This is a genomic window from Pseudochelatococcus lubricantis, from assembly GCF_011762225.1.
In the GTDB taxonomy this organism is placed as follows: domain Bacteria; phylum Pseudomonadota; class Alphaproteobacteria; order Rhizobiales; family Beijerinckiaceae; genus Pseudochelatococcus; species Pseudochelatococcus lubricantis.
Map to the genome: position 1 here is coordinate 618,539 of NZ_JAASQI010000001.1, position 25,308 is coordinate 643,846.

General features: G+C 65.9%; 19 protein-coding genes. 13 read left to right on the forward strand and 6 right to left on the reverse strand.

Translation table 11 applies throughout. The features are described from left to right. Positions 1 to 36 precede the first annotated feature (36 nt). Positions 37 to 1,017, reverse strand: coding sequence for an NAD(+) diphosphatase (gene nudC / locus FHS82_RS02690; protein ID WP_166948415.1), 981 nt, complete (start codon positions 1,015 to 1,017; stop codon positions 37 to 39). A 493-nt stretch (positions 1,018 to 1,510) separates the two neighbouring features. Here nudC and FHS82_RS02695 point away from each other — a divergent pair, with 493 nt between their 5' ends. Beyond that, positions 1,511 to 1,663 carry a hypothetical protein gene (locus FHS82_RS02695; RefSeq protein WP_166948417.1) on the forward strand — a complete coding sequence of 51 codons (153 nt, stop codon included), beginning with the start codon at positions 1,511 to 1,513 and terminating at the stop codon, positions 1,661 to 1,663. Between the two features lie 306 nt (positions 1,664 to 1,969). Here FHS82_RS02695 and FHS82_RS02700 read toward each other — a convergent pair whose 3' ends face one another. Continuing rightward, complete coding sequence (locus FHS82_RS02700; RefSeq protein WP_166948419.1) at positions 1,970 to 3,181, reverse strand: NADP-dependent isocitrate dehydrogenase; 1,212 nt, start codon at positions 3,179 to 3,181, stop codon at positions 1,970 to 1,972. A 600-nt stretch (positions 3,182 to 3,781) separates the two neighbouring features. Here FHS82_RS02700 and FHS82_RS02705 point away from each other — a divergent pair. Further along, positions 3,782 to 4,363, forward strand: coding sequence for a L,D-transpeptidase (locus tag FHS82_RS02705; RefSeq protein WP_166948422.1), 582 nt, complete (start codon positions 3,782 to 3,784; stop codon positions 4,361 to 4,363). A gap of 98 nt (positions 4,364 to 4,461) precedes the next feature. On the opposite strand, the gene mdoH is transcribed toward FHS82_RS02705, so the two are convergent. Then, a complete protein-coding gene (gene mdoH, locus FHS82_RS02710; protein ID WP_246224983.1) occupies positions 4,462 to 6,687 on the reverse strand; it encodes a glucans biosynthesis glucosyltransferase MdoH in 2,226 nt (741 codons plus the stop codon). 43 nt (positions 6,688 to 6,730) lie between these two features. Then, positions 6,731 to 8,425, reverse strand: a complete 1,695-nt coding sequence (locus tag FHS82_RS02715; protein WP_166948424.1) for an OpgD/OpgG family glucan biosynthesis protein — start codon at positions 8,423 to 8,425, stop codon at positions 6,731 to 6,733. A 673-nt stretch (positions 8,426 to 9,098) separates the two neighbouring features. On the opposite strand from FHS82_RS02715, the gene glmU reads away from it, so the two are divergent. Both glmU and glmS read left to right on the forward strand, forming a co-directional pair. Continuing rightward, complete coding sequence (gene glmU, locus FHS82_RS02720; protein WP_166948426.1) at positions 9,099 to 10,505, forward strand: bifunctional UDP-N-acetylglucosamine diphosphorylase/glucosamine-1-phosphate N-acetyltransferase GlmU; 1,407 nt, start codon at positions 9,099 to 9,101, stop codon at positions 10,503 to 10,505. An 84-nt stretch (positions 10,506 to 10,589) separates the two neighbouring features. Then, positions 10,590 to 12,416: a glutamine--fructose-6-phosphate transaminase (isomerizing) gene (gene glmS, locus FHS82_RS02725; protein ID WP_166948428.1), complete on the forward strand. Its 1,827-nt coding sequence runs from the start codon at positions 10,590 to 10,592 to the stop codon at positions 12,414 to 12,416. Between the two features lie 340 nt (positions 12,417 to 12,756). On the opposite strand, the gene FHS82_RS02730 is transcribed toward glmS, so the two are convergent. Next, positions 12,757 to 13,869: an NAD(P)/FAD-dependent oxidoreductase gene (locus FHS82_RS02730; RefSeq protein WP_166948430.1), complete on the reverse strand. Its 1,113-nt coding sequence runs from the start codon at positions 13,867 to 13,869 to the stop codon at positions 12,757 to 12,759. 24 nt (positions 13,870 to 13,893) lie between these two features. Further along, on the reverse strand, positions 13,894 to 14,610 hold the full coding sequence (locus tag FHS82_RS02735) for an ABC transporter ATP-binding protein (RefSeq protein ID WP_166948432.1): 717 nt from the start codon (positions 14,608 to 14,610) through the stop codon (positions 13,894 to 13,896). Positions 14,611 to 14,833: 223 nt separating this feature from the next. Here FHS82_RS02735 and FHS82_RS02740 point away from each other — a divergent pair, with 223 nt between their 5' ends. The 9 genes from FHS82_RS02740 (at position 14,834) to gabT (ending at position 25,279) form a co-directional block, all read left to right on the forward strand. Beyond that, positions 14,834 to 16,036 (forward strand): ABC transporter substrate-binding protein, encoded by a 1,203-nt coding sequence (locus FHS82_RS02740; RefSeq protein ID WP_166948434.1) that lies wholly within the window; start codon positions 14,834 to 14,836, stop codon positions 16,034 to 16,036. A gap of 135 nt (positions 16,037 to 16,171) precedes the next feature. After that, on the forward strand, positions 16,172 to 16,930 hold the full coding sequence (locus FHS82_RS02745; protein WP_166948436.1) for an ABC transporter ATP-binding protein: 759 nt from the start codon (positions 16,172 to 16,174) through the stop codon (positions 16,928 to 16,930). Positions 16,931 to 17,116: 186 nt separating this feature from the next. Further along, positions 17,117 to 18,031 (forward strand): branched-chain amino acid ABC transporter permease, encoded by a 915-nt coding sequence (locus FHS82_RS02750; protein WP_343042486.1) that lies wholly within the window; start codon positions 17,117 to 17,119, stop codon positions 18,029 to 18,031. Further along, positions 18,031 to 19,113, forward strand: coding sequence for a branched-chain amino acid ABC transporter permease (locus FHS82_RS02755; RefSeq protein WP_166948438.1), 1,083 nt, complete (start codon positions 18,031 to 18,033; stop codon positions 19,111 to 19,113). The genes FHS82_RS02750 and FHS82_RS02755 overlap by 1 nt, the downstream gene beginning before the upstream one ends. A 25-nt stretch (positions 19,114 to 19,138) precedes the next feature. After that, positions 19,139 to 19,873 carry a GntR family transcriptional regulator gene (locus tag FHS82_RS02760; RefSeq protein WP_166948440.1) on the forward strand — a complete coding sequence of 245 codons (735 nt, stop codon included), beginning with the start codon at positions 19,139 to 19,141 and terminating at the stop codon, positions 19,871 to 19,873. Positions 19,874 to 19,886: 13 nt separating this feature from the next. Further along, positions 19,887 to 21,911 carry a hydantoinase/oxoprolinase family protein gene (locus tag FHS82_RS02765; RefSeq protein WP_343042487.1) on the forward strand — a complete coding sequence of 675 codons (2,025 nt, stop codon included), beginning with the start codon at positions 19,887 to 19,889 and terminating at the stop codon, positions 21,909 to 21,911. Between the two features lie 14 nt (positions 21,912 to 21,925). Continuing rightward, positions 21,926 to 23,623 carry a hydantoinase B/oxoprolinase family protein gene (locus tag FHS82_RS02770; protein ID WP_166948444.1) on the forward strand — a complete coding sequence of 566 codons (1,698 nt, stop codon included), beginning with the start codon at positions 21,926 to 21,928 and terminating at the stop codon, positions 23,621 to 23,623. Between the two features lie 3 nt (positions 23,624 to 23,626). Continuing rightward, complete coding sequence (locus tag FHS82_RS02775) at positions 23,627 to 23,836, forward strand: hypothetical protein (protein WP_166948446.1); 210 nt, start codon at positions 23,627 to 23,629, stop codon at positions 23,834 to 23,836. A 138-nt stretch (positions 23,837 to 23,974) separates the two neighbouring features. Continuing rightward, positions 23,975 to 25,279, forward strand: coding sequence for a 4-aminobutyrate--2-oxoglutarate transaminase (gene gabT, locus FHS82_RS02780; protein WP_166948448.1), 1,305 nt, complete (start codon positions 23,975 to 23,977; stop codon positions 25,277 to 25,279). Positions 25,280 to 25,308: the final 29 nt, after the last annotated feature.

Sequence of the window (25,308 nt, forward strand, 5' to 3'; positions counted from 1 at the left end):
CCGGGAAAGCGAGATCGCCGGTTTCCCGGCATTATCCTATACGATGTCGCCTTCCGCCTCGACAAAGGCCCGCAACAGGTGGTGGGCGATGGCCATGGGGCGAGGCGCCGTCAGCCCGTCCGGATGCCCGTCCGCCAGCATCAGGCGGGCCTCCTCGCGCGTGAACCAGCGCGCATCCTCAAGCTCCAGCCGGTCGACGACGATGGTGGTCGCCAGCGCACGCGCCACACAGCCGATCATCAACGAGGAGGGAAAGGGCCACGGCTGCGACGCGAGGTAGCGCACGGTCCCCACGGGCACGCCCGCTTCCTCCATCACCTCGCGGCGCACGGCGTCCTCAACGGTCTCGCCCTGCTCCACGAAGCCCGCCAACGCGGAATACATGCCGGGCGCGAAGCGCGGCTGCCGGCCGAGCAGGCAGCGGTCGCCATCCGTCACCAGCATGATGACCACAGGGTCGACGCGCGGGAAATGCTGTGCCTCGCAGGACGGGCAGTCGCGCCGGAAACCGCCGGTGAAGGTAACGGTCGGCGCGCCGCAGTTGGCGCAAAAGCGGTGACGGCGGTGCCAGTCCATGAGCGCCTTCGCCTCGCCCAGCGGGCCGAGTTCGTCGGCGGGCAGCAGCCCCTCGGCCGCAATGGCGCGCAGGCCGACGGGCGCGACGTCGCCGCGTCCGGAAAACGCCTCCGTCGCTGTTTCGGGAAAAAGCAGCGCGAACAGCGGCGTGTCGTCGAGGGTGCCAAGATAGGCGCTCTCCTGCTCCTGCCCGATCTCCGCGGCCTGCGCGAAGGTGAAGCGCGCCCGTTCCGAACCGCCCTCCGTCTTCAGCAGGGGCGCGTCGCCGACGATGAGGAAGACGCGCGTGCGAGGGTCGACGCGCAGCGCCGCGAGTTCCGACTCGATCTCCCGCCTCTCCGAGTGCCGGTTCAGGCGGTTGCGGGCGAAGGCCGTGTGCGCCGAGAGTTCGCGCGCGGTGAAGGGCCGGATTTCCGGCTCGGCGTTGGCATCGCGCGTCATTGCGTTTCCTGCATCGGAGGGAGAGAATCGGTTGCGGCCGCGGCCGGGACGAGCGATCGTAAAGCCGCTTTCCGCCCGACGCCAGAGCGCGTTCCGATCAGAATTCGCTCAGGATAAGGAACCTGGAATCTGTCCTGTTTCAACGTAGACAGGACAGATTCCAGCACCGATTGAAGGGCTTCCGGAACGCCTGCTACCCGGTTGATCCGGCTGTCGTTTCCGGTGTGAATGGCAGCTATGCGCACAATTCATTCCCGATGGGCGGATAGGCCGAATTTTCCCCTTGACGTCGCCCTCAGTTAGTCGCATTTACCGTCCATACATTTCGTCATCGCGTGTGTTGCGCGAGACGAATCCCATCGGAAATCAAACCATGCCCAGCGACAGTATAAGTCGATCGCGTTCGCCGTCTGCGGCCTTCTGGGCAGCCTGATTTCTGACAGGCTCACCCGGATACGGCCGTTGACGGCCGTATCGACAGGAAGGTGAGCCAATGACCTCTGCGAAGATCAATCGCAGCCTGGCGGCTGCAAGCTACGAAGAAACCCGCGCCGATCGTTCCGTCGCGTGGCTGCTCGTATTGATGCTCGTCCTCGTCTTTCTCCCCGTGATGGGAGTATGGATGACGGCCTTTTTCACGCGCTGACTGTCGGAACCCGGCAGCGCACGGATACGCAGGCGTGATCCCGGAAAGCGTTGCCCGCTTTCGGGAAGGGATCAGGCATAAACAGACGGTGCGGCGATACGGCTTCGATTGGCTGTCCGCCGCTCCATATGTATCGATCGCGGCATCGCACCAGCGGGAAGGCTTCCCGGCAGGGCGGTGCCGTAATCGTTTATGGGACGGCTGCGGATGGGACCGGCTTCCCGATGGGGCGCCTGCGCGATCCATCCATCCGTCGGTCCGGGCGCCAAAGCCTTCCGGGGCTGTCCCGGAAGGCCGTTGCCGCAATCAGCCGATAGCCTTCTGCAGGTTTTCGTCGACCTTGTCGAGGAAGCCGGTCGTCGACAACCACTTCTGGTCCGCGCCGACGAGCAGGGCCAGGTCCTTGGTCATGGAGCCGGATTCGACCGTGTCGATCACGACCTTCTCAAGAGTCTCGACGAAGTTCTTCAGCTCCGCGTTGTCGTCGAGCTTGGCCCGATGGGCCAGGCCGCGCGTCCAGGCGAAGATCGAGGCGATGGAGTTGGTGGAGGTCTCCTTGCCCTTCTGGTGCTCGCGGTAGTGGCGGGTCACGGTGCCGTGGGCGGCTTCCGATTCCACGATCTTGCCGTCGGGCGTCAGCAGCACGGAGGTCATCAGGCCGAGCGAGCCGAAGCCCTGCGCCACGGTGTCGGACTGCACGTCGCCGTCGTAGTTCTTGCAGGCCCAGACATAGCCGCCGGACCACTTCAGCGAGGAAGCGACCATGTCGTCGATCAGGCGGTGCTCGTAGTGGATGCCGGCCTTCTCGAAGTCCGCCTTGAATTCGGTTTCGTAGATCTCCTGGAAGATGTCCTTGAAGCGCCCGTCATAGGCCTTCAGAATGGTGTTCTTCGTGGAGAGATACACCGGATACTTGCGCGACAGGCCGTAGTTGAGGGAGGCGCGGGCGAAGTCACGGATCGAGTCGTCGACGTTGTACATCGCCTGCGCGATGCCGGAGCTCTTGAAGTTGAACACCTCGCGCTCGATCTTCTCGCCGTTGTCGCCGACAAAGGTGATGGTGAGCTTGCCGGGGCCGGGCACGCGGAAGTCCTGCGCACGGTACTGGTCGCCGTAGGCGTGGCGGCCGATGATGATCGGCTGCGTCCAGCCGGGCACGAGGCGCGGCACGTTGCGGGCGATGATCGGCTCGCGGAAGATGACGCCGCCGAGAATATTGCGGATGGTGCCGTTCGGCGATTTCCACATCTGCTTGAGGTTGAATTCCTTCACCCGCGCCTCGTCGGGGGTGATGGTGGCGCATTTCACGCCCACGCCGTATTGCTTGATCGCCTCGGCGGCCTCGACGGTGACCCGATCCTCGGTGGCATCACGGTGCTCGATGCCCAGGTCGTAGTACTTCAGGTCGATGTCGAGATAGGGGTGGATCAGCTTGTCCTTGATAAGCTTCCAGATGATCCGGGTCATTTCGTCGCCGTCGAGTTCGACGACCGGGTTCGCCACCTTGATCTTGCTCATGGGTCTTTTCACCTCGCACGGGACAACAGCGTAGGGGGGCCTCGGCGCGGGTCCCCGTGCGCAACCCACACCGGCAGACTGCCTATACGCACTTTCGCAGTGGAATGTCACGTGTGGCGGCGATGAAACAGTGACAAAATCGAGATTTTGAACGGGGGTGTGGGCGCGGGGCAGGTTGCGCGGGGCCGTTCATCACGATTCGTGTCGATTCGGCCGGCAATGTCTCGCCGTGCTTTCCAGCGGCGCGCTGTCCCGCCTCCCGCCCTGGCCGCATCCACCCGCGTCAGACGCGCGGCATCGCACCTTTCCGCCTCAAGCGGCACACTGGAACCCTCACGGTTTAGTGAAAGTGTGACGCAGGACAAGCGACACATGTTGCACAAAATGGTAAACGCGAGATTCTTGTGTTGTATCAGATGGTTGGCTCAGGTGGCATACGCTGCTTGCGGGTCGTGGGGCCTTCGCGGCCCGCTGGACTGGCGGTTATGCGGGGGGACGCCCTTGCGCCCGCGTATGATTCGGTTCACACATGCAAGTGGCTGACGTTGGCGGAAATTCTGTCCGCATCGCGTCGGGGTTGGGAAATCGGGACTACTCATCATGCGCCTTATTGCCGCTGTTGCCGGGCTGTGCGCCGCCTTTGGCGTCATGCCCGCGGTTACGCCTGCCGCCGCCTACCAGATCGACCCGCTGACGCGGGAAATCCTGCCGGAGCCGGAGAACTTCGGCCCGCGCGCGTCGCCCATTCCGCGCGAAACGGTGGATTACCAGGGGCCGCACAAGCCGGGCACGATCATTGTCGCGACGCAGGAACGCCGCCTCTATCTGGTGCAGCCGGGTGGGAAGGCGCTGAAATACGGTATCGGCGTCGGCCGTCAGGGCTTCCAGTGGGGCGGCAAGCAGGTCGTCACCCGCAAGGCCGAGTGGCCGGGCTGGACGCCGCCGCCGCAGATGCGCAAGCGCCGTCCCGACCTGCCGAGGTTCATGCCCGGCGGTCCCGACAATCCGCTTGGCGCCCGCGCGCTTTATTTGGGCTCCACGCTCTATCGCATCCACGGCTCGAACGAGCCGGAGACGATCGGCCAAGCGGTTTCGTCCGGCTGCATCCGCATGATGAACCAGGACGTCATCGACCTCTACAAGCGCGTCAAGGTCGGCACCACGGTCGTGGTGCAGCGCTGACCGCGCGGCCGGAACGGCGTCAGTCCGTTCCGGCGTCGGGATGGCGTTTTCTCGAATCGCCGCTCCTTTTCATGCATCCGCCGGCGTGACCGCGCGGCTCAGGCGGCCTTCCTGTCCCGCGCGCCGGCCTCGTCCTCCCGGGCGGTCGGCAGGCGCGCCAGCAGGTCGAGCAGCGCGCGGTCGGTGTAGAGCACCGTGCGCTCCTTCGGCGAGAGCCAGGCGCGCACATCGGCGAGCGACTCGGCGTCAACAAGCTTGGCCTGCGCCAGCGTCCGGTCCGTGTCGAATTCGCCGCGCCTGCGCGTGCGTGCGGGCGGCAGCAGGCTTTCGTGCCACGAGCGCGCCTGCGCGTCCTCATGCAGCACGGCGAGGCTGTCGGCGTCGTCATAGCCCAGCGCCGCGAACTCTTCCGCGATCTCCTGCGCCCGCGTCGCGATGCGGGGCCGAGATGTTTCCTCCGGAATCATCAGCAGACCCGCGCGCCGCAGTGCAAGCCCGATGGCGAGCTTGCCGCTCGCCCACGAGATCGGGATCGCCAGCACGAGGCCCAGGATGGTGGGCGACATCCACGCGAACAGCGACGGCGCGATCATGAAGGCCGAGATGCCGGTCGCCACGCCGAGCAGCACATGCCAACGGTGGCGGCGGACGATGTCGCGGAAGGGGATGGAGCCGTCGTCGCGCCGCTGCGGCTGCCAGCCGGTGTCGCGCCCGGCCAGAATCTGCGTCACCGCGCCGGACTGGATCACCATCATGATCGGCGCCAGCAGCGCCGACATCAACACCTCGAACAGCATCGACAGGAACAGCAGCACGCCGCCGCCGGAAGCGCGCCGCATGCTGCGGTCGAGCAGCGCGAGCAGGAAGCCAAGGAACTTGGGCGCGAGCAGGATGCCCATCGTGAGCGCGAACAGCGCCAGCGCGCGCTCGGAGTCGAAGCGCGGCCAGACGGGGAACAGCGAGAAATCGCGGGTGAAGTATTCCGGCCTCACGTAGTGCGTCTGCAGCACGAGCAGGATACCGACGAGGAGCTGCGTCAGCCAGAAGGGCGAGGAGAGATAGGATATGATGCCGGTGGCGAAGTGCTGGCGCGTGGCGAGCTTCAGACCGGCCGCGCCGATAACCCGGCTGTGCTGGAGATTGCCCTGGCACCAGCGCCGGTCGCGCGCCGCGACGTCGATCAGCGACGGCGGGCTTTCCTCGTAGCTGCCCGAAATCTCCGGCAGCATGTAGACGGACCAGCCCGCGCGCCGGATCAGCGCCGCCTCGACGAAATCGTGGCTGAGGATATGTCCGCCGAAAGGCGGCTTGCCCTTCAGGTCCGGCAGGCCGCAATGGGCGGCGAAAGCCGCCGTGCGGATGATGGCGTTGTGGCCCCAGTAGTTGCCGTCCCGCCCCGACCACACGGCGAGCCCCTTGGCGATGACCGGGCCATAGATGCGGCCGGCGAACTGCTGGATGCGCGCGAACAGCGTATTGCGGTTGATGATGAGCGGAAGGCTCTGGATGATGCCGGCGTCCGGGTCAGCCTCCATCGCGGCGGTAAGGCGCACGATCGCGCCGCCGGTCATCAGGCTGTCGGCGTCCAGCACCACCATGTGGGCATAGGCGCCGCCCCAGCGCGTGACGAAATCGGCGATGTTGCCCGCCTTGCGGTGCGTGTTCTTCGGCCTGCGCCGGTAATAGATGCGCGCGTCCTCGCCGGCCTGCTCGCGCAGCGCGAGGAACATGCGCTCCTCCGCGATCCAGATATCGGGATTGGTGGTGTCGGAGACGATGAAATAATCGAAATGACGGCCGAGGCCCGTCTCCTCCACCGATTCGCGGATCGCGGCGACGGCGGCGAACACCTGCGAGGGCGTCTCGTTGTAGATCGGCATCACCACGGCCGTGCGTTCCCGCAGGGCGGTGGGCAGCGGACCCTCCTGCGGGCGACGTAGCAGCACGGCGAAGCCCACGATGGCGCTGGTGAAGGCAAGCGCGATCCACGAGAAGTTGATGGTGAAAAGCACCAGCAGCACCCACTGCAGCACCGTGGTGCGGCTGACGGACACGACCTGGTACATCTGCCACGCGCCATAGGCCGTGAGTAGCAGCGCCCCGCCGAAGATGACGATCCGCGCGATCCAGCTGCCGATTCGGCGGTGCTGCTGCCCCACCGGCTGGCGTTCTTCGTCCCGCCGCCAGTGACGCAGCGATTGCACCGGCATGTCGAGCCGGTGCTCTTCCGGCGTCGCCGGCGGCCAGATCGCTTCCTCCGTCGCGGGGACGCCGCCGGGGGGAGGGGGGACGGGCGTCTTGTCGTGCATGGCGCTGTCACTCATGGCGCTATCGTTCGTGGCGCTGTCGTTCATGGCGTTTGGCATTTCATGGCGTCCATCGGAAAAGCCAGCTTTCGCTCACCGGCTTTTCGGCGGCCGTCAGTTCCAGCCGCAATTCGCTGCTCGCTTCGTTGCCGGGATCGAGATCGAACAGAACCCGCACCAGCTTGCGCTCGGGATAGGTCCACACCCGCGTGTTGCCAACTGTTCCGCGCGAGGCGGACAGCGACACCTTCACCGCGGTGCCGATGTCCGGCCGCGCAAGCTCATCCCCCACGAAGGAGACGGCGAAGCGGCGCACGCGGCTGCCCGGCAGCGCGCCGATGCGCGTGCCGCGCACCAGCGCCAGGTTGGGCCGCTCGGGCAGGGACCAGCACCAGAACAGGCGCCACGAGAAGCGGGCCTCGGTGCCGGCCTCGATGGCCTGCGTCGGCCGCCAGTAGGAGATGATGTTGGGCGTGCCTTCCGACGTGGTGGGCACCTCGATGAGTTGCACCGCGCCCTCGCCCCATTCCTGCAACGGCTCCACCCACAGGCTGGGGCGACGCTCGAAATGCTGCACATCGTCCTCATAGGCGCCAAAATCGCGCCCGCGCTGCAGCAGGCCGAAGCCCTTGGGACTCACGTCGAGGAAGGCGGATATCTGCAGCGTCTGCGGGTTGTCGACCGGCCGCCACAGCCATTCCGACCGTCCATTGTGGATTTGCAGGCCGCCGATGTCGTGGACCGCGACGCGCGTATCCGGAACGGTCGACTGACGGATGGGGCCGAACAGGAAATTGGCGGTCGAGCCGCCGATGCCGATATGATCAAGGCGCGCGCGCGGAATGAGCGTGGCCTCGACATCGGTGATCGCCGTGTCGCCGGTGCGGAAGGTGAAGCGCACGACGCCGGCGACGCTTTCCGAATCGAGCAGGGCGTGGATGACGAGCACGCCCGAGCCCGCGAGCGGGCGCTCGATCCAGAAGGCGCGGAACTGCGGCAGTTCCTCGCCCTTGGCGTCCGCGGGGCGCAGCATGAGCGTGTGCGCGTGCACGCCGTAGTTCTGCCCGCGTGCCTTGGCGCGGAAGAACGTCGCGCCCTGGAAGATGGCGACTTCCTGCGGCGCCTCGCCGGGAACGTCGGTATACATGCGGAAGCCGGAGAAATCGAGCGGCTCTTCAGCTGGTGCTGCGGGTGCGTTGGCGGCCTGTGCCGCAGCGGCCGGTGGCGTCCCGCCCGCTCCCGGCGCCGGCTGTCCGGCGGTGGCCGGCTTGCCGAAATCGAACAGGTCGCGGGCATAGCGGACGCGCCGGATCGCGCCGTCGTCGACGGCGTAGAGCCGCACCGGGCTGGCGAAGATGAAGCCGCGGTGCAGCGGCTCGACCGTGAAGCCGCGCCCTTCGCCGTGCCAGAGATAGGAACCGGGCTTCGCGCGGATGCCGATATACTGGTCGTAAGTCAGGTTGCTGAAATCGTCCGGCAGTTCCGACGGGCTGTCGGTGTAGGGGCGCTTGGCGAGCAGGCGCGCGATCTCCAGCAGCCTGGCGGGATCGAACGTCTCCCCGTCGCCGACCGTCGCCAGCGCGGCTTCCAGAAAGGAGGGCTCCTGCGCGCGCGCCGGGCCCAGACCCGTGACCGTCGCGCCGGCAGCGGCAAGCCCGAGCGCCAGCGCGGCACGGCGGCTGACGGAGAACGCGCGGCTGTCGTCCGCCGCCGGAATCGGCGCGGTTTTTCCGGCAGAGGCGGTCTCACCAGCCATTGCAGCACTCTTCAGCATGTCGCACCTCGGCATGTCGCACTTGAATATCTCGAAAAATCCGGCTTCGTGGGAGATTTGCGGGAAAATCATATCCTGAAAAGCAGCATATCCTGAAACATCGCATCAGAAGGCCTTGTTTAGCCGGGTCTGGTGGCGATTTGGGGGCGGGCTGCAACAGTTTTTCGTGTTGTGGCACAGAGACCGGCAGGCAACGCGCCGCCCTTGCCGCGCCGGGACGCCCCCGGCAACGCTTGTTGGCGCCCTTCCCGCCGGGGTTGTCGCCGCCGCGACCGTAAAAACGCGCAAGACCTGAAGGATGACACAACATCGCGATTTCTGCTGGATTGAAACGTGCCGGGCGCTTTGTAGCACGTCTGAATCACTCCATGTGAGGCCCGTTTATGTTTATTTTCAAAGTCGTTAAAAGAAGCTGCATCGCGGCCCGCCACCGGCCGGGAAAGGGCGGGCGCGGGTGCGCGAAAACCGGACCGGCTTCTGCGCGGCGCGCCACATCCGTCACGGCGGCGGTCTTTTTTACGTCGTATTCGCCGCGTCATTTTTCCTTTGTTCATTAACCTCTGCACGTTAACGTCCGCCGTTATTGAGCCGCTGCGGGCGACCGGGCCCGTGCCGGCGACGGGAGCCTCAGCTTCCTGAACCATCGGAGCGGTCTATGTCTGCAGATCACGCTACCTTCTCCGCCGCTTCCGGCGCTTCGTTTCCGGCGCAAGGCCGCCGCGCGCTTGCGGTGGTGCTGGCGGCGGGCGAGGGCACGCGCATGCTTTCGCGCCTTCCCAAGATCCTGCACAGGATCGCCAACCGTCCGATCGTCTCCCACGTTCTGGACTCCGTCAGGGCGGCGGGCGTGGAATCGGTCGCCGTGGTCGTCGGGCCGGGGCGCGAGGACGTCGCGGCCGAGGTGCGCAGCACCGCACCCGGAGCCACCATCCACATCCAGCAGGAGCGGCTCGGCACCGCCCATGCCGCGCTGGCGGCGCGCGCCGCGCTCGAAGCCGGGGCTGACGACGTCATCATCGCCTTCGGCGACACGCCGCTTGTCGAACCGCAGACCTTCGACCGCCTGCGGGCCGTGCTGACAAAGGGCGCCTCGGTCGTCGTACTCGGCTTCGAGGCGAAGGACCCGACGGGCTACGGACGCCTGCTGATCGAGGACGGCGAACTCGTCGCCATCCGCGAGCATCGGGATGCAAGCGAGGCCGAGCGCGCCATCCGCCTCTGCAACGGCGGCATCATGGCCATCGCCGGCGCGCACGCGCTTCCCCTGCTGGAGAAGATCGACAACGCGAACGCGAAGGGCGAATACTACCTCACCGACGTGGTGGCGCATGCCCGCGCCGCCGGCCTGCATGCGAAGGCGCTGGTCGCCGGGGAGGAGGAACTCCTCGGCATCAACGATCGCGCGCAACTCGCCGCGGCGGAAGCCGTCATCCAGAATCGCCTGCGGCTCGCGGCGTTCCGGGCCGGCGTCACTCTCGTGGCGCCGGAAACCGTGTTCTTTTCCTGGGACACGGCGCTGGGGCGCGATGTTGTCGTGGAGCCGCATGTGGTCTTCGGCCCTGGCGTCACTGTCGAGGAAGGAGCCGTGGTGCATGCCTTCTCGCATCTTGCCGGCGCGGTGGTGCGCTCGGGCGCGGATGTCGGGCCGTTCGCGCGGCTGCGTCCCGGCGCGGACGTCGGCACGGGCGCGCATGTCGGCAATTTCGTCGAGATCAAGAACGCGAAGCTCGGCGAGGGCGTCAAGGCCGGCCATCTCTCCTATCTGGGCGATGCCGAGATCGGTGCGGGCACCAACATCGGCGCCGGCACGATCACCTGCAACTACGATGGCTACAGCAAGCACCGCACGCTGATCGGCAGCGGGGCGTTCATCGGCTCGAACTCGTCGCTGGTCGCGCCCGTCAGCATCGGCGACGGTGCCTACACCGGTTCGGGCTCCGTGGTGACGCGCGATGTGCCCGCCGACGCGCTGGCCCTGGGGCGCGCGCAGCAGGTGGTCAAGGAGGGCTGGGCGGCGAGACTGCGCGAGTTCCGCGCCGCCGTGAAAACCGGCAAGTCATAAACGGTCATCTAACGTGATTTGGGCTGTCCGCTGCGGTTCGGCTAAACATGTGCCGCGATTCACTGGCAACGATTGGAAGTGTGCATGTGCGGCATCATCGCTATTCTTGGTAAGTCGGCAGTTGCGACGGCTCTCGTCGATGCGCTGAAGCGGCTGGAATATCGGGGTTACGATTCGGCCGGCGTCGCCACACTTGAGGACGGGGTGCTGACGCGCGTGCGGGCGGAGGGCAAGCTGCGCAATCTGGAAGCGCGGCTCGCCGAGCATCCGCTCCATGGCCATGTCGGCATCGGCCACACCCGCTGGGCGACGCACGGCCGCCCGACCGAGATCAACGCCCATCCGCACGCCACCGGCCGCGTGGCCGTGGTGCACAACGGCATCATCGAGAACTTCCGCGAACTGCGCGACGCGCTTGCCCGCGAGGGCGCCGTGTTCCATACGCAGACGGACACCGAGGTCGTCGCGCTGCTGGTTGACCATGCGCTGGAGCGGGGGCTTTCGCCTGTCGAGGCGGTGTGCGAGACGCTTCCGCGCCTCAAGGGCGCCTTCGCGCTGGCCTTCCTCTTCGCGGGCGAGGAGGATCTGCTGATCGGCGCCCGGCAGGGCGCCCCGCTCGCCATCGGCTTCGGCGACGGCGAGAACTATCTGGGATCGGACGCGCTGGCGCTCGCGCCCTTCACGGACCGCATCGCCTATCTGGAAGACGGCGACTGGGCCGTGCTGTCGCGGTCCGCCGTCACCGTCTACGACGCCGGCAACCGGGAGGTGACACGCCCTGTCAGCCTGATTCCCGCCGGCACGCTGCTCGCGGACAAGGGCAACTACAGCCATTTCATGGCGAAGGAAATTCACGAGCAGCCGGAAGTGGTGGGCCGCACCGTCGCCCATTATGTCGACCTCGCGACGGGCACGGTGCGTTTGCCGGAGGAGGTGGCGATCGACTTCGCGGCCATCGACCGGCTGGCGATCGCCGCCTGCGGTACGGCCTATTATGCCGGCATTATCGCCAAATACTGGTTCGAGCAGCTTGCCCGCCTGCCGGTCGAGATCGACGTCGCCTCCGAGTTCCGCTATCGCGAACCGCCGCTGACCGGGCGCGGGCTCGCACTGTTCATCTCGCAATCGGGCGAAACGGCGGATACGCTTGCCTCCCTGCGCTATGCGAAAGCGGCCGGCTGGCCGGCGCTCGCCGTGGTGAACGTCGCGACCTCCACCATCGCGCGCGAAAGCGACGTGGTGGCGCCGACGCTGGCGGGCCCCGAGATCGGCGTAGCCTCGACGAAGGCTTTCACCTGCCAGCTCGCGGTGTTGCTGGCGCTCGCCATCCACGCCGGCCGCGCGCGCGGCGTTCTTTCGGCGCAGGAGGAGCAGGAACTTGTCGACGCGCTCGTCGGCGTGCCCTCCCATATGACGAAGGTGCTGGCGCGCGAGACGCAGGTCGAGCAGGTGGCGCGCGACCTGGCGAAGGCCCGCGATGTGCTCTATCTCGGGCGCGGCCTGTCCTATGCGCTGGCGCTCGAAGGCGCGCTGAAGCTGAAGGAACTGTCCTATATCCACGCCGAGGGCTATGCCGCGGGCGAACTGAAGCACGGTCCCATCGCGCTCATCGACGAGGCGATGCCGGTCATCGTGCTGGCGCCGCGCGACAAGGTTTTCGAGAAGACGGTCTCCAACGTACAGGAAGTCGCCGCGCGCGGCGGCCGCATCATCCTGATCGGCGATGCGCATGCGGCCGGGGAGGCTGGCCTTGCCGGCGAAACGGCTGTCGTGATGCCGGAGGTGCACCCGGCCGTTGTGCCGCTGCTCTATGCGCTGCCGGTGCAGCTTCTGTCCTACCACACGGCCCGCGTAATGGGGAAGGACGTCGACCAGCCGCGCAATCTGGCGAAATCCGTGACGGTGGAATAGCGCATCAAACCGAAAAACGGATTCTGTTTCTTGGTAAGCTCGATGCACATCCAAACGGCACGGACACCGGGCTGCCCCTATCGTCTGCCTTAGATCATGTCAGCATTTCACCGAAACGCTGACATGATCTAACTCTTTGATTTTGAGCGAATTCTGATCGATCAAATGATTCCATTTGATCGGAACGCGCTCTAAAGCGTTTTCAAGCAAAGTGGATACCGGTTTGCGTTAAGAAAGCGCGTAATATCAAAAACTTATAGCATTTCTGCGTTTCAATGAAATGTCGAAATGCTATAGCCGGCATGCGTGCCGGAGGAGGGGGGCACGGTCTTGGCCGCGCTCACTCCGCAAGCTCGGCTGCGACATACTCGGCGATCGCGAGGGAGGCGGTGAGACCGGGGCTTTCGATGCCGAAGAGGTTCACCAGCCCCGGCAGGCCGTGCGTTGCCGCTCCGTCGATGCGGAAATCGGCTGCGGGCTCGCCGGGTCCCGATATCTTGGGGCGCACGCCGGAGAAGGTGGCCTCCAGCGCATCGGCTGGCAGCGCCGGCCAGTATTTGCGGATCTCGCGCTCGAAATGCGCCTTGCGCCCGCCGTCGACGCTGTAATCCACCTCCTCGATCCATTCGACATCCGGACCGAAACGCATGCCGCCGCCGAGGTCCAGCGTGAGATGTACGCCGAGGCCGCCGGGTTCCGGCACCGGATAGACGAGATGCGAGAACACAGGGCGCCCGGGAAGGGCGTAATAGGTGCCGCGCGCAAAGTAGGCTTTCGGCACATGGGCGGAAGACAGGCCCGCGATCCGCCCCGCCACACGGGGCGCCGCGCAGCCGGCGGCGTTGATCAGCAGGCGCGTCGCCAGCGTGAAGCCGTCCCCGGTGGCCGTGTTCACGGTGTCGACTTCGAAACCTGCCGGGGTGGCGCGGATGGCGGTGGCCTCGGTGTTGAGGCTGAGCATGGCGCCGAGCGCCTCGGCCTCGCCCAGCAGGGCCAGCATGTAGCCGTGGCTGTCGATAATGCCCGTCGACGGTGACATCAGCGCCGAGACGCAATGCACCTCGGGCTCGATTTCGTGCGTCTCCTCCGCGCTCAGGCGATGCAGATCGTTGACGCCGCAGGCGGCCGCGCGGTGCAGGATTTCGTCCAGCACCGGCTGCTGGGCAAGATCGGTCGCCACGATGAGCTTGCCGCAGCGGCTGTGCGCGACGCCGTGGCTGGCCGCGAACGCATAGAGCATGTCGCGACCGCGCACGCATAGCCGCGCCTTCAGGCTTCCGGGAGTGTAATAGAGCCCGGCGTGGATGACTTCCGAATTGCGCGAACTCGTTTCGGTCCCGAAGGCGTCGTTGCGTTCGAGAACAACGGTCTCGCGTCCCGCGGCGGCCATGGCGCGCGCCACGGCCAGCCCCACCACACCGGCGCCGATCACAACGCAGTCTACATGCTCCATCGGCTTCCCCTGTTCATCCGGCCGTCACGCAGCAGTGTAGCCGAAATAGGCCTGTTCCAGGGCCTCGTCGCTGCCGATTTCGTCGACGCGGGCGTTCAGGACCACCTGGCCGTTACGCAGGATGTAGATATGTGTCGCAAGATCGAGGATACGAGCCGTCGACTGCTCGACGATCAGCAGCGTCAGGCCGCTTTCCTTGTTGAGCTGCCGCAGGCTCTCGTAGACCTGGTCGATGATGAGGGGGGCGAGGCCCAGCGACGGCTCGTCGATCATGATGAGCGAGGGTTGCTGCAGAATGGCGCGGGCGATGGCGAGCTGCTGCTGTTCGCCGCCGGACAGGTGGCCGGCGATGCCCTTGTAGCGTGCGCGCAGGACCGGAAAGGTATCGAGCACCCCCTCGACGTCGCGCTGGACGCCCGCCCGATCACCGCGCCCCATCCCGCCGAGGGCGAGGTTTTCTTCCACGCTGAGGGTGCGGAAGATGCTGCGCCCTTCCGGCACAAGGACGAGGCCTTCGCGGCAGAGCTGCTCCGGGGCCCGGCCCACAATGCTCTTGCCGTTGAAGGTGATGGTGCCGCCGAAGGGCGCCTGCAGCCCTGAAATGGTTTTCAGCAGAGTCGATTTGCCGGCGCCGTTGGGCCCGACCACGAAGACGATTTCACCCTTGCCGACGGCAAGATCGATTCCCCCGAGCGCCGTCAGGCGCCCGTACCCGGCGCGAAGGCCTTCCACTTTCAGCATGTTTTCCCCTGTCTGTCCGGACGCTCCTGCGGCTTGTCGGAGCCGGGGCGTCTCTCTCGACGATGGTTGGAGCATAGCCTTCAAATCTGTCCACAGTCCACTGTTTGACGCCTCCGGTTGTGAAATTTTTTGTTGACTCGGGGCCGGTGTGCGTTTCTTCTGTCCACAGTCCACGATTTAAGCGTGGACAACAATAAAAATTGATCCACAGGGGTAAAGCAATATGGGTGCCAAGTTTACACTTGGGCTGGCGTTCGCTGCTGGCCTGGGGCTCCTGTCCGCTGCGGGAGCGCGGGCTGAGGAGCCGATCCGTATCGGCTTCGCGATCGCGCAATCGGGCTGGCTGTCGAACTACGATCTGCCCCCGTTCCGGGCGGCTGTGACGAAAATTGACGAGATCAACGCGGCCGGCGGCCTGCTGGGCAGGCAAATTGCCTATACCGCCGCCGACACCAAGACCGACCAGGAGCGTTCCGCCTCCATCGGTTCCGAGATGGTCAACGGCGGCGTGGACCTGCTCGTGGTCTCCTGCGACTACGACTTCGGCGCCCCGGCGGCACTCGCCGCCAATCAGGCCGGCATCATCACCATCAGCCTCTGCGCCGCCGATCCCAAGATGGGGGTTCAGGGTGTCGGCCCGTATGCCTTTACGGCAACTTCCGCTGCCCAGGCAGAGGGCGTGGCCATGGCGGAATACGCCCGGACCAAGATGGGGCTCAAGACCGCCTATGTTCTTGAGGATTCCATCATCGAGTACAACAAGTCCGCCTGCGCGGGCTTCAGGTCCGCCTTCACGGCGGCCGGCGGCGCGGCGGCGATCCTCGGCTCCGACACGTTTCGCAACGAGGATCCCTCGATCGCGGCGCAGATCACCCGCATAAAGGCGCTACCGGCAGCGCCCGATGCGATCTATCTCTGCTCGGTGACGCCGGGTGGCGCCTCGGCCGTCCGCCAGTTGCGCGCCGCGGGCATCGACACGCCGATCCTTGCCAGCACTGCCATGGTCGACAACTATTGGCTGAACGCCGTGCCGGGCCTCAAGGACTTCTATCTGCCCGGTCTGATGTCGCTCTACGGCGACGACCCGCGTCCCGAGATGGCGACCTTTCTGGAGGCATTCCGGAAGCGCTGGAACGAGCCGCCGGTCTCCTCCTACGCGGTCCTCGGCTACAGCATGATCGAGGCCTGGGCGCGGGCGGTCGAGAAGGCGGGCACGGTGAAGGCCGATCCCGTGCTCGCGGTGATGAACAGCTTCCGGGACGAGCCGTTCACCGCTGGCCCCACCACTTTCACCGACCAGATGCACATCCAGCTCAACCGCCCCTGGCTCATCATGAAGGTCGAGAACGACTCCTTCCACGCTGTCGAACTCTTCCGCAACACGATCGTGCCGGACATGAAGCTGCTGTTCCGCGTCGGGCAATGATGCGTTTTCCGCCATCGGCCTGATAAGTCCAGGTTTGCCGCGCAATCCCTTGCGGTGCGCCTGGTCCCGGTCCCTCCGTCGTCGCCGTATCCGTCTTCCGGGCGAGGGAGAGGTGCATCTTCACGGAAAGCAGCAATGACGACACAGACCCTTCAGACGCTGGAAGCGCGGGATGTGCATATCTCCTTCGGGGGTATCCGCGCCCTTTCCGGTGTTAACATGAAGCTCCGGCGCGGCGTCGTCTTCGGACTGATCGGGCCGAACGGCGCGGGCAAGACCACGATGGTCAACGTCCTGTCCGGTTTTCAGCGCCCAACCTCGGGCACGGTGAACCTCGACGGTGCCGACGCCTCCGGCATAGGCCCCCAGAAGATGGCGCGCGCCGGGATAGGGCGCTCGTTTCAGGCCGCGCGGCTCTTTCGCGACATGACGGTGGAGCAGAACCTCATGGTCGCGGCCTTCGGCGCCGGATTGCCGGCCGCCCGGGCGGCCCGCGCCGCGCACGAGATCCTGGAATGGATGGGGCTCGCCGCGGCGGCCGGAAAGCGCTGCGACACGCTTTCATACGGCGACGAGCGCCGGGTGAGCATCGCGCGGGCATTGGCGCTCGACCCGGCCTTCGTTCTGCTCGACGAGCCCGCCTCGGGCATGAACGACGCCGAGTGCGACGCGCTCATGCATACAATCGCGCATCTTCCGGCGCGCTTCGGCTGCGGCGTGCTGCTCATCGAGCACAACATGAAAGTCATCATGGGAGTCTGCGACCGCGTGCATGTGCTCGACGGCGGCCGCAGCCTCGCCGAGGGCACCCCTGTCGAGGTGCAGAACGATCCGACTGTCCGGCGCGCCTATCTCGGCGAGAAAGCCGCGCCGAAATCCGCCGCCCTCTTCTAGAGCGCGTTCCGATCAGATGGAGCATCTGATCGATCAGAATTCGCTCAAGATAAGGATTTCAGGGGGCTTGCCAGAGCGGGATGAGCCTGCCGTCGAGACGTCATTCCGCTCCGTCGCTTTGTTGACGCACGATCTCTTTCCGGAAGGCGGGAGCCGCTTCCGGGATATCGGTCCAGGAGAACGTCAGTGTCCAATATCGTCCAGATTCTGGCGGATGCGATCTCGCTCGGCAGCCTCTACGCGCTGGTCGCTCTCGCCATCGGGCTGGTCTTCGGGGTGATGAAGCTCATCAACTTCGCCCAGGCCGACTATATCACCATTGGCGCCTATGCACTGGTCGTCCCCAGCGCCAGCGTCACACCCGTGCTGTTGCTCGGCGCCCTGCCGGTCGCGCTCATGGTGCCGGGGGTCATGCTCGTGGTGACGCTGCTCGCGCTCGCCACCGAGCGGCTCGCCTTCCGCCCCATGCGTAACGCCAATCCGGCGACGCTGCTCATCTCGTCCTTCGCGGTGAGCTACTTCCTGCAGCACCTCGTGATGATGGTCCACACGGGCCGACCGAAATCCGTGGGCATCGGCAACAGCCTTGCGGGGGCGGTCGAGGTACTGGGTGTCCGCCTGCCGGGTAACCAGATCCTGACCATGGCCGTCGCGGCCGTGCTGCTGGTGGCGCTGGTGTTCTTCCTGAAGAAGACACCCATGGGCATCCAGATGCGCGCCGCAGCGGAGAACTTCCAGATGGCGCGTCTCATGGGCGTGCGCGCCAACCGCGTCATCGCCGTGGCGTTCGTCATGAGCGGCATCATGGCGGCAACGGTCTCGCTGCTGCTCGTGATCCAGACTGGCACGCTCGATATCCGCATGGGCCTGATGCCGGTGATCTTCGCCTTCTTCGCCACCGTCATCGGCGGCATGGGCTCGCTTCCCGGAGCGGCGCTCGGCGGCTTCATCGTGGGCTTCATCTCGGTGCTGCTGCAGGCATTCCTGCCGGCCGAGCTGCGCGCCTTCCGCGATGCGGGCGTCTTCCTGCTGGTGATTCTGATCCTGCTGGTGCGGCCCCAGGGCCTGATTGTTGACCGCGCCGCAAAGGAGCGTGTGTGATGTCTGTTTCGCCCCTTTCCCCCCATGCCCCGGCGACGACGGACCGGGGCCCGGCCGAGCGCCTGCTCCGCTGCTGGTTTCCGGTCCTCGCCCTGATCGTGCCGCTGTTCGCCGTCGCGATCGTGAGCGATCTCGCGGGCTCGGTGATGATCCAGCGCACGGTCACGGAGGCGCTGATCCGCATTGTCGTGGTGGTCGGCATCTATGTCTTCGTCGGCAACACGGGTGTCATCTCCTTCGGCTCGGTGACCTTCATGGCCATCGCCGCCTATGCAACCGGCTGGCAGACCTGCTGCGAGGCGCTCAAGCCGATTACGATGCCGGGCCTGCCCGAGTTCCTGCGCGACCACAGCTATTCGCTGTTTCCGGCGGCGCTCGCCGCGGTGGCGCTGGCGGCGCTGGCGGCTTTCGTCACCGGCCTGGTCCTGATGCGGATGAGCGGCCTTGCCGCTTCCATATCCACGCTCGCCGTACTGTTCATCGTGAACGTGGTCTATTCCAACTGGGATAGCGTCACGATGGGAACCGCCTCGATGGTCGGCCTGCCGCGCTACGTGACGCTCTGGGTCGCGCTCGGGGCGGCGGTCCTCGCCATCGTGGTGGCATGGCTCTACCAGTCGTCCCGCTTCGGGCTCGCGGTGCGCGCCACCCGTGCCGACGAGGTGGCGGCGGCGGCCTGCGGCGTGTCGCTCTACCGGGCGCGTCTGCTGGCCTTCACCCTGTCTGGAGCGCTCATGGGACTGGGCGGTGTGCTGACGGCGCATTTCCTCGGCACGGTCTCGATCAACTCCTTTTTCCTGAAGCTCACCTTCATCGCGCTCGCAATGCTGGTCGTGGGTGGCATGGGAAGCCTCGCCGGCGCGGTGGCGGGCGTGGTCGTGACGAGCGTCGTGATCGACGTCTTCCGCCGCCTGGAAAGCGGCTTCTCCATCGCGGGCGCGAACTGGTCGCTTCCCGCGGGCACCCAGGAGCTGGTCCTGGCGGGCGTGATGCTGCTGATCCTCATCTACCGCAAAGATGGGCTCATGGGCGGGCGCGAGTTCCATTGGCCCAGCAATAGGGGCAAGATCGCCGGAACGTAGCCCACTCCGACGGAGACATTCTTAAATGAGCCAGACCCTTGGAAGCGAAGGACGAATTTCGGCCGAGTACAGCGCGGCGCGCCTCGACAACCGCATGCTCTCGGACCAGGTGGCGAGCTTCCTGATTCGCGAGATCATGCTCGGCAAGCTGAAGCACGGCCAGCGCATCAACGAGGCGGAGATCGCGCGTCATCTCGGCATCAGCCGCAACCCCATCCGCGAGGCGGTGCGGCGGCTGGAGGAGCGGGGTGTGCTGGTCTCGGCGCCGCGCCGCGGCACCTTCGTGCGTACCTTCACGAAGAAGGACATCGACGACATCTTCGCATTCCGGCTGCTGGTCGAGAACTTCGCGCTCGAAAACGGCCTGGCCGCGATGACGGACGCGCATCTGCGCGAGATCACCTCCTATGCCGTGGCCATGGAAGACGCCGCGCGCAACAACGACGAAATCGCGCTGGTGGAGAACGATCTCGCCTTTCACCTCGCGCTCTGCAAGCTCTCCGACAATCACCAGACCCTGCATGCCTTTCTCAATATCCAGGCCGAGCTGCAGTTGGTGATCACCATGGCTGAACAGCGTTTCGAGACGCTGGAGGAAGCGGCGACGGACCATTGGCCCGTGGTGCGCGCGCTGGAGACGCGCGACCTCGACAAGGCCCGCACGGCCCTTCGCGAACACATCGAGGATTCCTGGAGCCGGCTGGCGGACGTCTACGAGCGACATGATGCCGGCTCAACACCACCACCCAAGCCAGACTGAAAGGAATGAGGCCGTGAGCACAATCATCGGCATCGATATCGGCGGGACTTTCACGGACTTCGTGTCCTATGATACCGACACCGGCCATATCGAGAACTGGAAGAACCTCACCACCCCCGCCGAGCCGATCGTCGGCGTCATGGAAGGACTGGGCAAGCTCGACGATCTCGGCGTCGTCAGCAAAGCGCGCCTCGGCACCACCATCGCCACAAATGCCCTGCTGACGCGCCGCGGCGCCAAGGTCGCCTACATCACCACGCAGGGGTTCCGCGACGTGCCCTTCATCCAGCGTGGCGACCGGCGCAGCCACTACGACATCACCTGGATCAAGACGCGCCCGCTCGTCGCCCGCGCCGACTGCCACGAGGTCGCGGAGCGGCTGACCGCCAAGGGCGCGGTGCACACGCCTCTCGACGAGGAGGCGGTGCGCGAGCTTGCGGCCAGGATCCGCGCCGACGGCACGATCGAGGCCGTGGCGGTCTGTACGCTCTTTTCCTACATCGACCCGGGCCATGAGCAGCGCATCCGCGAAATCCTGGCGGAGGAACTGCCCGGCATGCCGATCTCGATTTCCTACGACGTGTTGCCGAAATGGAAGGAATACGACCGCGCCTCGACCACCATCGCCGACGCCTATCTCAAGCCGGTCGTTTCCGAGAACTTCCGCGAGATGAAGGCCCGTTTCGCGCAGGCGGGCATCGGCAGCAAGGTCGGTGTGATCAAGTCGAACGGCGGCGAGGCCACGCTCGCGGGGGCCGCCGACGCGCCGGTGCAGATAACTCTTTCCGGCCCCACGGGCGCCGTGGTCGCCACGCGCATCATGTCGGAACTCACCGGCATTCCGAACCTCGTCGTCTTCGACATGGGCGGCACCTCCACCGACTGCTCCACGGTGGTCGCCGGCAAGGAGCACGTCACCACGAGCTTCGAGATCGAATGGGGCATCCCGATCCAGATACCCATGATCGACATTCACACCATCGGCGCGGGCGGCGGCTCGATCGCATGGATCGATAAGGGCGGCATGCTGCGCATGGGGCCGCAATCGGCTGCCGCCGTGCCGGGCCCTGCCTGCTACGGCCGCGGCGGCACCGACGCGACCGTGACCGATGCCAACGTGGTTCTGGGCCGCATTTCGCCCGACAACTTTCTCGGTGGCCAGATGAAGCTGGACGCCGCCGCCGCCCGCGCGGCCGTCGCGCGCGTGGCCGAAAAGCTCGGCATGGACGTGGACGAGTGCGCCTTCGCCATGGTCCAGATCGCCAACAACAACATGCTGGGCGCGCTGCGCGCTGTCCTTCTGCAGCGCGGCCTCGACCCGCGTGATTTCACGCTCGTCGCTTCCGGCGGCGCGGGGCCGGTCCACATCTGCGATCTCATGGAGATCGCGGGCATTCCGCAGGGCCTTGTCCCGAACTATCCCGGCCAGTTCTCGGCTTTCGGTTTCATCATGACCGACGCTCGCGTCGACCGGCATCGCACCGTGCAGCAAATCTCGAAATACTTCGACGGGGAGCGCGCCACCCGCGCCATGACCGAGTTGGTCGAGGGGGCGATCGATGAGCTGAAATCGCAGGGCTACACGCAGCGCATCGAGATCCACCGCTCGATTGAGGCGCGCTACATGGGGCAGAACCACGAACTCGAACTCTCCTTTCCGGCCGACGAGTTCAGCGAGGACAACATCGCCGACATGTGGGAACGTTTCCACAGGGAGCATGAGGCCCGCTTCGGCTTCTCGATCCCCGGCGAGACTATCGAGACGGTGAATCTCAAGGTCGTGGCTGTAGCCGTTTCCGACAAGCCGGAGATGCGCGAGCTGCCGGTGACGGACGCGCCGCCGCAGCCTGCCTCGCGCCGCAAGGTGCACTTCGCCGACGGCTGGCACGAGGTGCCGGTCTACGACCGCGCGACCTTCCGGCAGGGAGACAGGATCGCCGGCCCCGCCGTGGTCGAGGAAAGCGCCTCCGTGACCATCCTTCAGCCCGGCCAGGCGCTTGGCGTCGACCGCATCGGCAACCTGATCATCTCCGCCTGAGAGGAGCCCGCACCATGGATTTCGTGACGATGAACATCCTCGATTCGGCGATGGTATCCATCTGCCGGGAAATGGGGATCACCCTCATGAAGACGTCCTACTCGACGATCTTCAACGAAGCGCTCGACTTCACCTGCGGTCTTGCCGACATGAGCGGCGACATGATCGCCGTGGCCGACTACTGCCCGGCCCAGATCGGCGGCATGCCGCTTCTGGTGAAGTCCTGCCTCAAGGAAATCCCGATCGCCGAGCTGGAGGAAGGGGATATCATCCTCCATAACGATCCCTATCGGGGCGGCCTGCATACGCCGGAACACACTTTCTTCAAACCGATCTTCGTCGAGGGCGAGGTCATGGGCTTTGCAGTCGCCATCGGCCACATCGCGGAGGTCGGCGGCATGGCGCCCGGCGGTTTCTGCGGCGAGGCGACGGAGATCTTTCAGGAAGGCCTGCGCATCCCCCCGGTCAAGATCGTCAAACGCGGCGTCGACAACGTCGAGGTGTGGAAGCTGCTGCTGGCGAACGTGCGCACCCCGCGCGTGAACTACGGCGACCTCAAGGCCCTTATCGCGGCCGTCGATCTCGGGGAAAGGCAGATGCGCGGCATCTACGCCAAGTACGGCAAGGAGAAGATCCGCGAGACCGTCGCCGACCTGCTGCTCTACTCCGAGCGCCGCATGCGCGCCGAACTGGAGGCCATTCCCGACGGCATCTATTCCTTCCACGATTTCGTGGAAAGCGACGGCGTCGACTCTGACAGGCACTATCGTATCCAGGTCGAGGTTCACAAGAAGGGGGGCTCGATCATCGTCGACTACCACGGCTCCTCGCCACAGGCGGCGGGTCCGATCAATGCGACGCTGGGCGTTGCGACGTCGGCGGCCTACAACGCCGTGCTGCACATGACCGACCCGACGATCCCGCGCAACTCCGGCTGCTTCCGCCCGATCGAGGTCATGGCCCCTCCCGGCACCATCGTGAACGTGGACTTCCCAGCGCCCGAGGTGGGCGGCAACACGGAGACGCATCCGCGCATCGTCGGCACCATCCTGGGCGCCATGCACAGTGCCGTGCCGAACCGTGTCATGGCGGCGGAAGGCGCCACGCACTGCAATTTCGTCTTCGGCGGGGTCGATGCGGAAACGGGCGAGTACTTCGCCTGCTACGATCTCGAAGGCGTGGGCTGGGGCGGCCGCGCATTCGCGGACGGTAACGACGCGGTCGACTCCATCAACGGCAACTGCCGCATCACGCCGGTGGAGGTTTACGAGACCCGCTTCCCGTGGCTCATCGAAGGCCTCGCCTTCAACGTCGACTCCTGCGGGGCGGGCGAGTACCGCGGGGGCGTGGGCTATACCAAGCAGATGCTCTGCGTGAACAGGGAAATCATCTGCTCGCAGATGACGGACCGGCACGTGCTGCCCCCGTGGGGGCTTGAGGGCGGCCTTGAGGGCGGGTGCGGCGCCACGCTGGTGCAGAAGGCCGGCCGTGACGATTGGCAGACGATGCGCGATGCCTACGGCAAGCCGTCGACCAGCCGCTATTCGAACGTCGCCATCAAGGAAGGCGATCGCGTACGTCTCGTCATGCCCGGGGGCGGCGGCTACGGCAATCCGCTTGCGCGCGACCGCGCGGCCGTCGCCCACGACCTGCGCGAAGGCTACATCTCACCCGAGGCTGCCGGGAAACTCTATGGGTATCGGGAGGTATAAGACATGAAATTCTCTCAGAACGGCTTCTATATCGAAAGCTACAGCAAGTGCCCGAACTGCGGCCAGCTGATGTACGAGGATGCGGAGGCGGATCGCGCGCGCCGTGTCACTCACGAAGGCAAGACCTATTGTTCCCGGCGCTGCGTCGACTGGAAGCTCGACCGCGAGGCGCGTCATGCTGCTGCGGAGAAGCTTGCGCAGCACGCTCCCTGAGGCGCCGGCACCCTGAAGTGTGATGGCGGGCCCGGGCGCCCGCCGTCGTTTCCCGTCTCATCTGGCCGGATGCACGGCGATCTTAGCGACGCATGTTCCATGCGCCGTGCGCTTCGGCTCGTCCCGAGGACTTCTATCATGACGACCAATTCAGAATTGACGCAACGGCGGATCGACGCCATCCCGACCGGCCTCTCGCGGCACCTCGACGTCTTCATCAGCCGCGCCGAGAACGCGGAATTGTGGGATGTCGAGGGCAACCGCTACATAGACTTCGCCTCCGGCATCGCCGTGACCAATACCGGCCACCGTCACCCTCGTGTGCTGGCTGCCGTGCGCGCGCAGCTCGATTCCTTCACGCACACCTCGTTCCAGACGACGCCCTACGCCAGCTATGTCGAGGTTTGCGAGCGGCTGAACGCGCTGGTGCCCGGGGACTTCGCCAAGAAGACCTATCTCGTTTCCACCGGCGCCGAAGCCGTCGAGAACGCGGTCAAGATCGCCCGCGCGGCCACCGGACGCCCGGCCTTCGTTGCTTTCGCCGGCGCTTTCCACGGCCGCACGCTGATGGCGACGACGCTGACCGGCAAGACGACGCCCTACAAGTACGGCTTCGGGCCCCTGGTGCCCGACGTCTTCCATGTTCCCTTTCCGAGCGCCTATCACGGTGTAAGCGTCGAACAGTCGCTGGCTGCGCTCGACTTCCTGTTCAGGACAAGCGTTCATCCCGAGCGTGTGGCGGGCATCATCGTCGAGCCGGTGCAGGGTGAGGGCGGCTTCAATCCGGCCCCGCCCGAGTTCCTGCAGGCGCTGCGCAAGGTCTGCGATACCCACGGCATCCTGCTGATCGCCGACGAAATCCAGACGGGCTTCGGCCGGACGGGCCGCATGTTCGCCATCGAGCACGCGGGCATCGCCGCGGATCTCGTGACCTTGGCGAAAGGTCTCGGGGGCGGTTTTCCCATCGCCGGCGTCACGGGCCGCGCCGACGTGATGGAGAAGGTGCCGCCGGGTGGCGTGGGCGGGACGTTCGCCGGCAGCCCCTTGTCCTGCGCCGCCGCGCTCGCCGTGCTCGACGTCATCGAGGAGGAGGGTCTCGTCGCGCGTGCAGCCGACATCGGCAGCAGGATTCGCACTGTTCTGGATGGCTGGCAGGGCTCCAACGCCTTCGCGGCCTGCATCGGCGATATCCGCAACCTGGGCTCCATGGCAGCCCTTGAGCTTGTGCACGATCGGGACGGCGAGCGCCCGTGGCCGGAACTGACACGCTTGCTGACCCGAAAGGCCGCGGCCAACGGTCTCGTCCTGCTGACCTGTGGCGTTCACGGCAATGTAATCCGGCTGCTCCCGCCGCTCACGATTCCGGACGCGATTCTCGACGAAGGGATCGCGATCATGGAACGCAGCCTGCATGAAGCGCTGCAAGAGCTGTCCGTGCAATGACGATCCGGCGGCGGGAGCATGCTCTGCCG

Bases quoted from the DNA above. Each gene is read 5' to 3' on its own strand.
- nudC (WP_166948415.1), bottom strand. From the start codon at position 1,017: ATGACGCGCGATGCCAACGCCGAGCCGGAAATCCGGCCCTTCACCGCG.
- FHS82_RS02695 (WP_166948417.1), top strand. From the start codon at position 1,511: ATGACCTCTGCGAAGATCAATCGCAGCCTGGCGGCTGCAAGCTACGAA.
- FHS82_RS02700 (WP_166948419.1), bottom strand. From the start codon at position 3,181: ATGAGCAAGATCAAGGTGGCGAACCCGGTCGTCGAACTCGACGGCGAC.
- FHS82_RS02705 (WP_166948422.1), top strand. From the start codon at position 3,782: ATGCGCCTTATTGCCGCTGTTGCCGGGCTGTGCGCCGCCTTTGGCGTC.
- mdoH (WP_246224983.1), bottom strand. From the start codon at position 6,687: ATGAGTGACAGCGCCATGCACGACAAGACGCCCGTCCCCCCTCCCCCC.
- FHS82_RS02715 (WP_166948424.1), bottom strand. From the start codon at position 8,425: ATGGCTGGTGAGACCGCCTCTGCCGGAAAAACCGCGCCGATTCCGGCG.
- glmU (WP_166948426.1), top strand. From the start codon at position 9,099: ATGTCTGCAGATCACGCTACCTTCTCCGCCGCTTCCGGCGCTTCGTTT.
- glmS (WP_166948428.1), top strand. From the start codon at position 10,590: ATGTGCGGCATCATCGCTATTCTTGGTAAGTCGGCAGTTGCGACGGCT.
- FHS82_RS02730 (WP_166948430.1), bottom strand. From the start codon at position 13,869: ATGGAGCATGTAGACTGCGTTGTGATCGGCGCCGGTGTGGTGGGGCTG.
- FHS82_RS02735 (WP_166948432.1), bottom strand. From the start codon at position 14,610: ATGCTGAAAGTGGAAGGCCTTCGCGCCGGGTACGGGCGCCTGACGGCG.
- FHS82_RS02740 (WP_166948434.1), top strand. From the start codon at position 14,834: ATGGGTGCCAAGTTTACACTTGGGCTGGCGTTCGCTGCTGGCCTGGGG.
- FHS82_RS02745 (WP_166948436.1), top strand. From the start codon at position 16,172: ATGACGACACAGACCCTTCAGACGCTGGAAGCGCGGGATGTGCATATC.
- FHS82_RS02755 (WP_166948438.1), top strand. From the start codon at position 18,031: ATGTCTGTTTCGCCCCTTTCCCCCCATGCCCCGGCGACGACGGACCGG.
- FHS82_RS02760 (WP_166948440.1), top strand. From the start codon at position 19,139: ATGAGCCAGACCCTTGGAAGCGAAGGACGAATTTCGGCCGAGTACAGC.
- FHS82_RS02770 (WP_166948444.1), top strand. From the start codon at position 21,926: ATGGATTTCGTGACGATGAACATCCTCGATTCGGCGATGGTATCCATC.
- FHS82_RS02775 (WP_166948446.1), top strand. From the start codon at position 23,627: ATGAAATTCTCTCAGAACGGCTTCTATATCGAAAGCTACAGCAAGTGC.
- gabT (WP_166948448.1), top strand. From the start codon at position 23,975: ATGACGACCAATTCAGAATTGACGCAACGGCGGATCGACGCCATCCCG.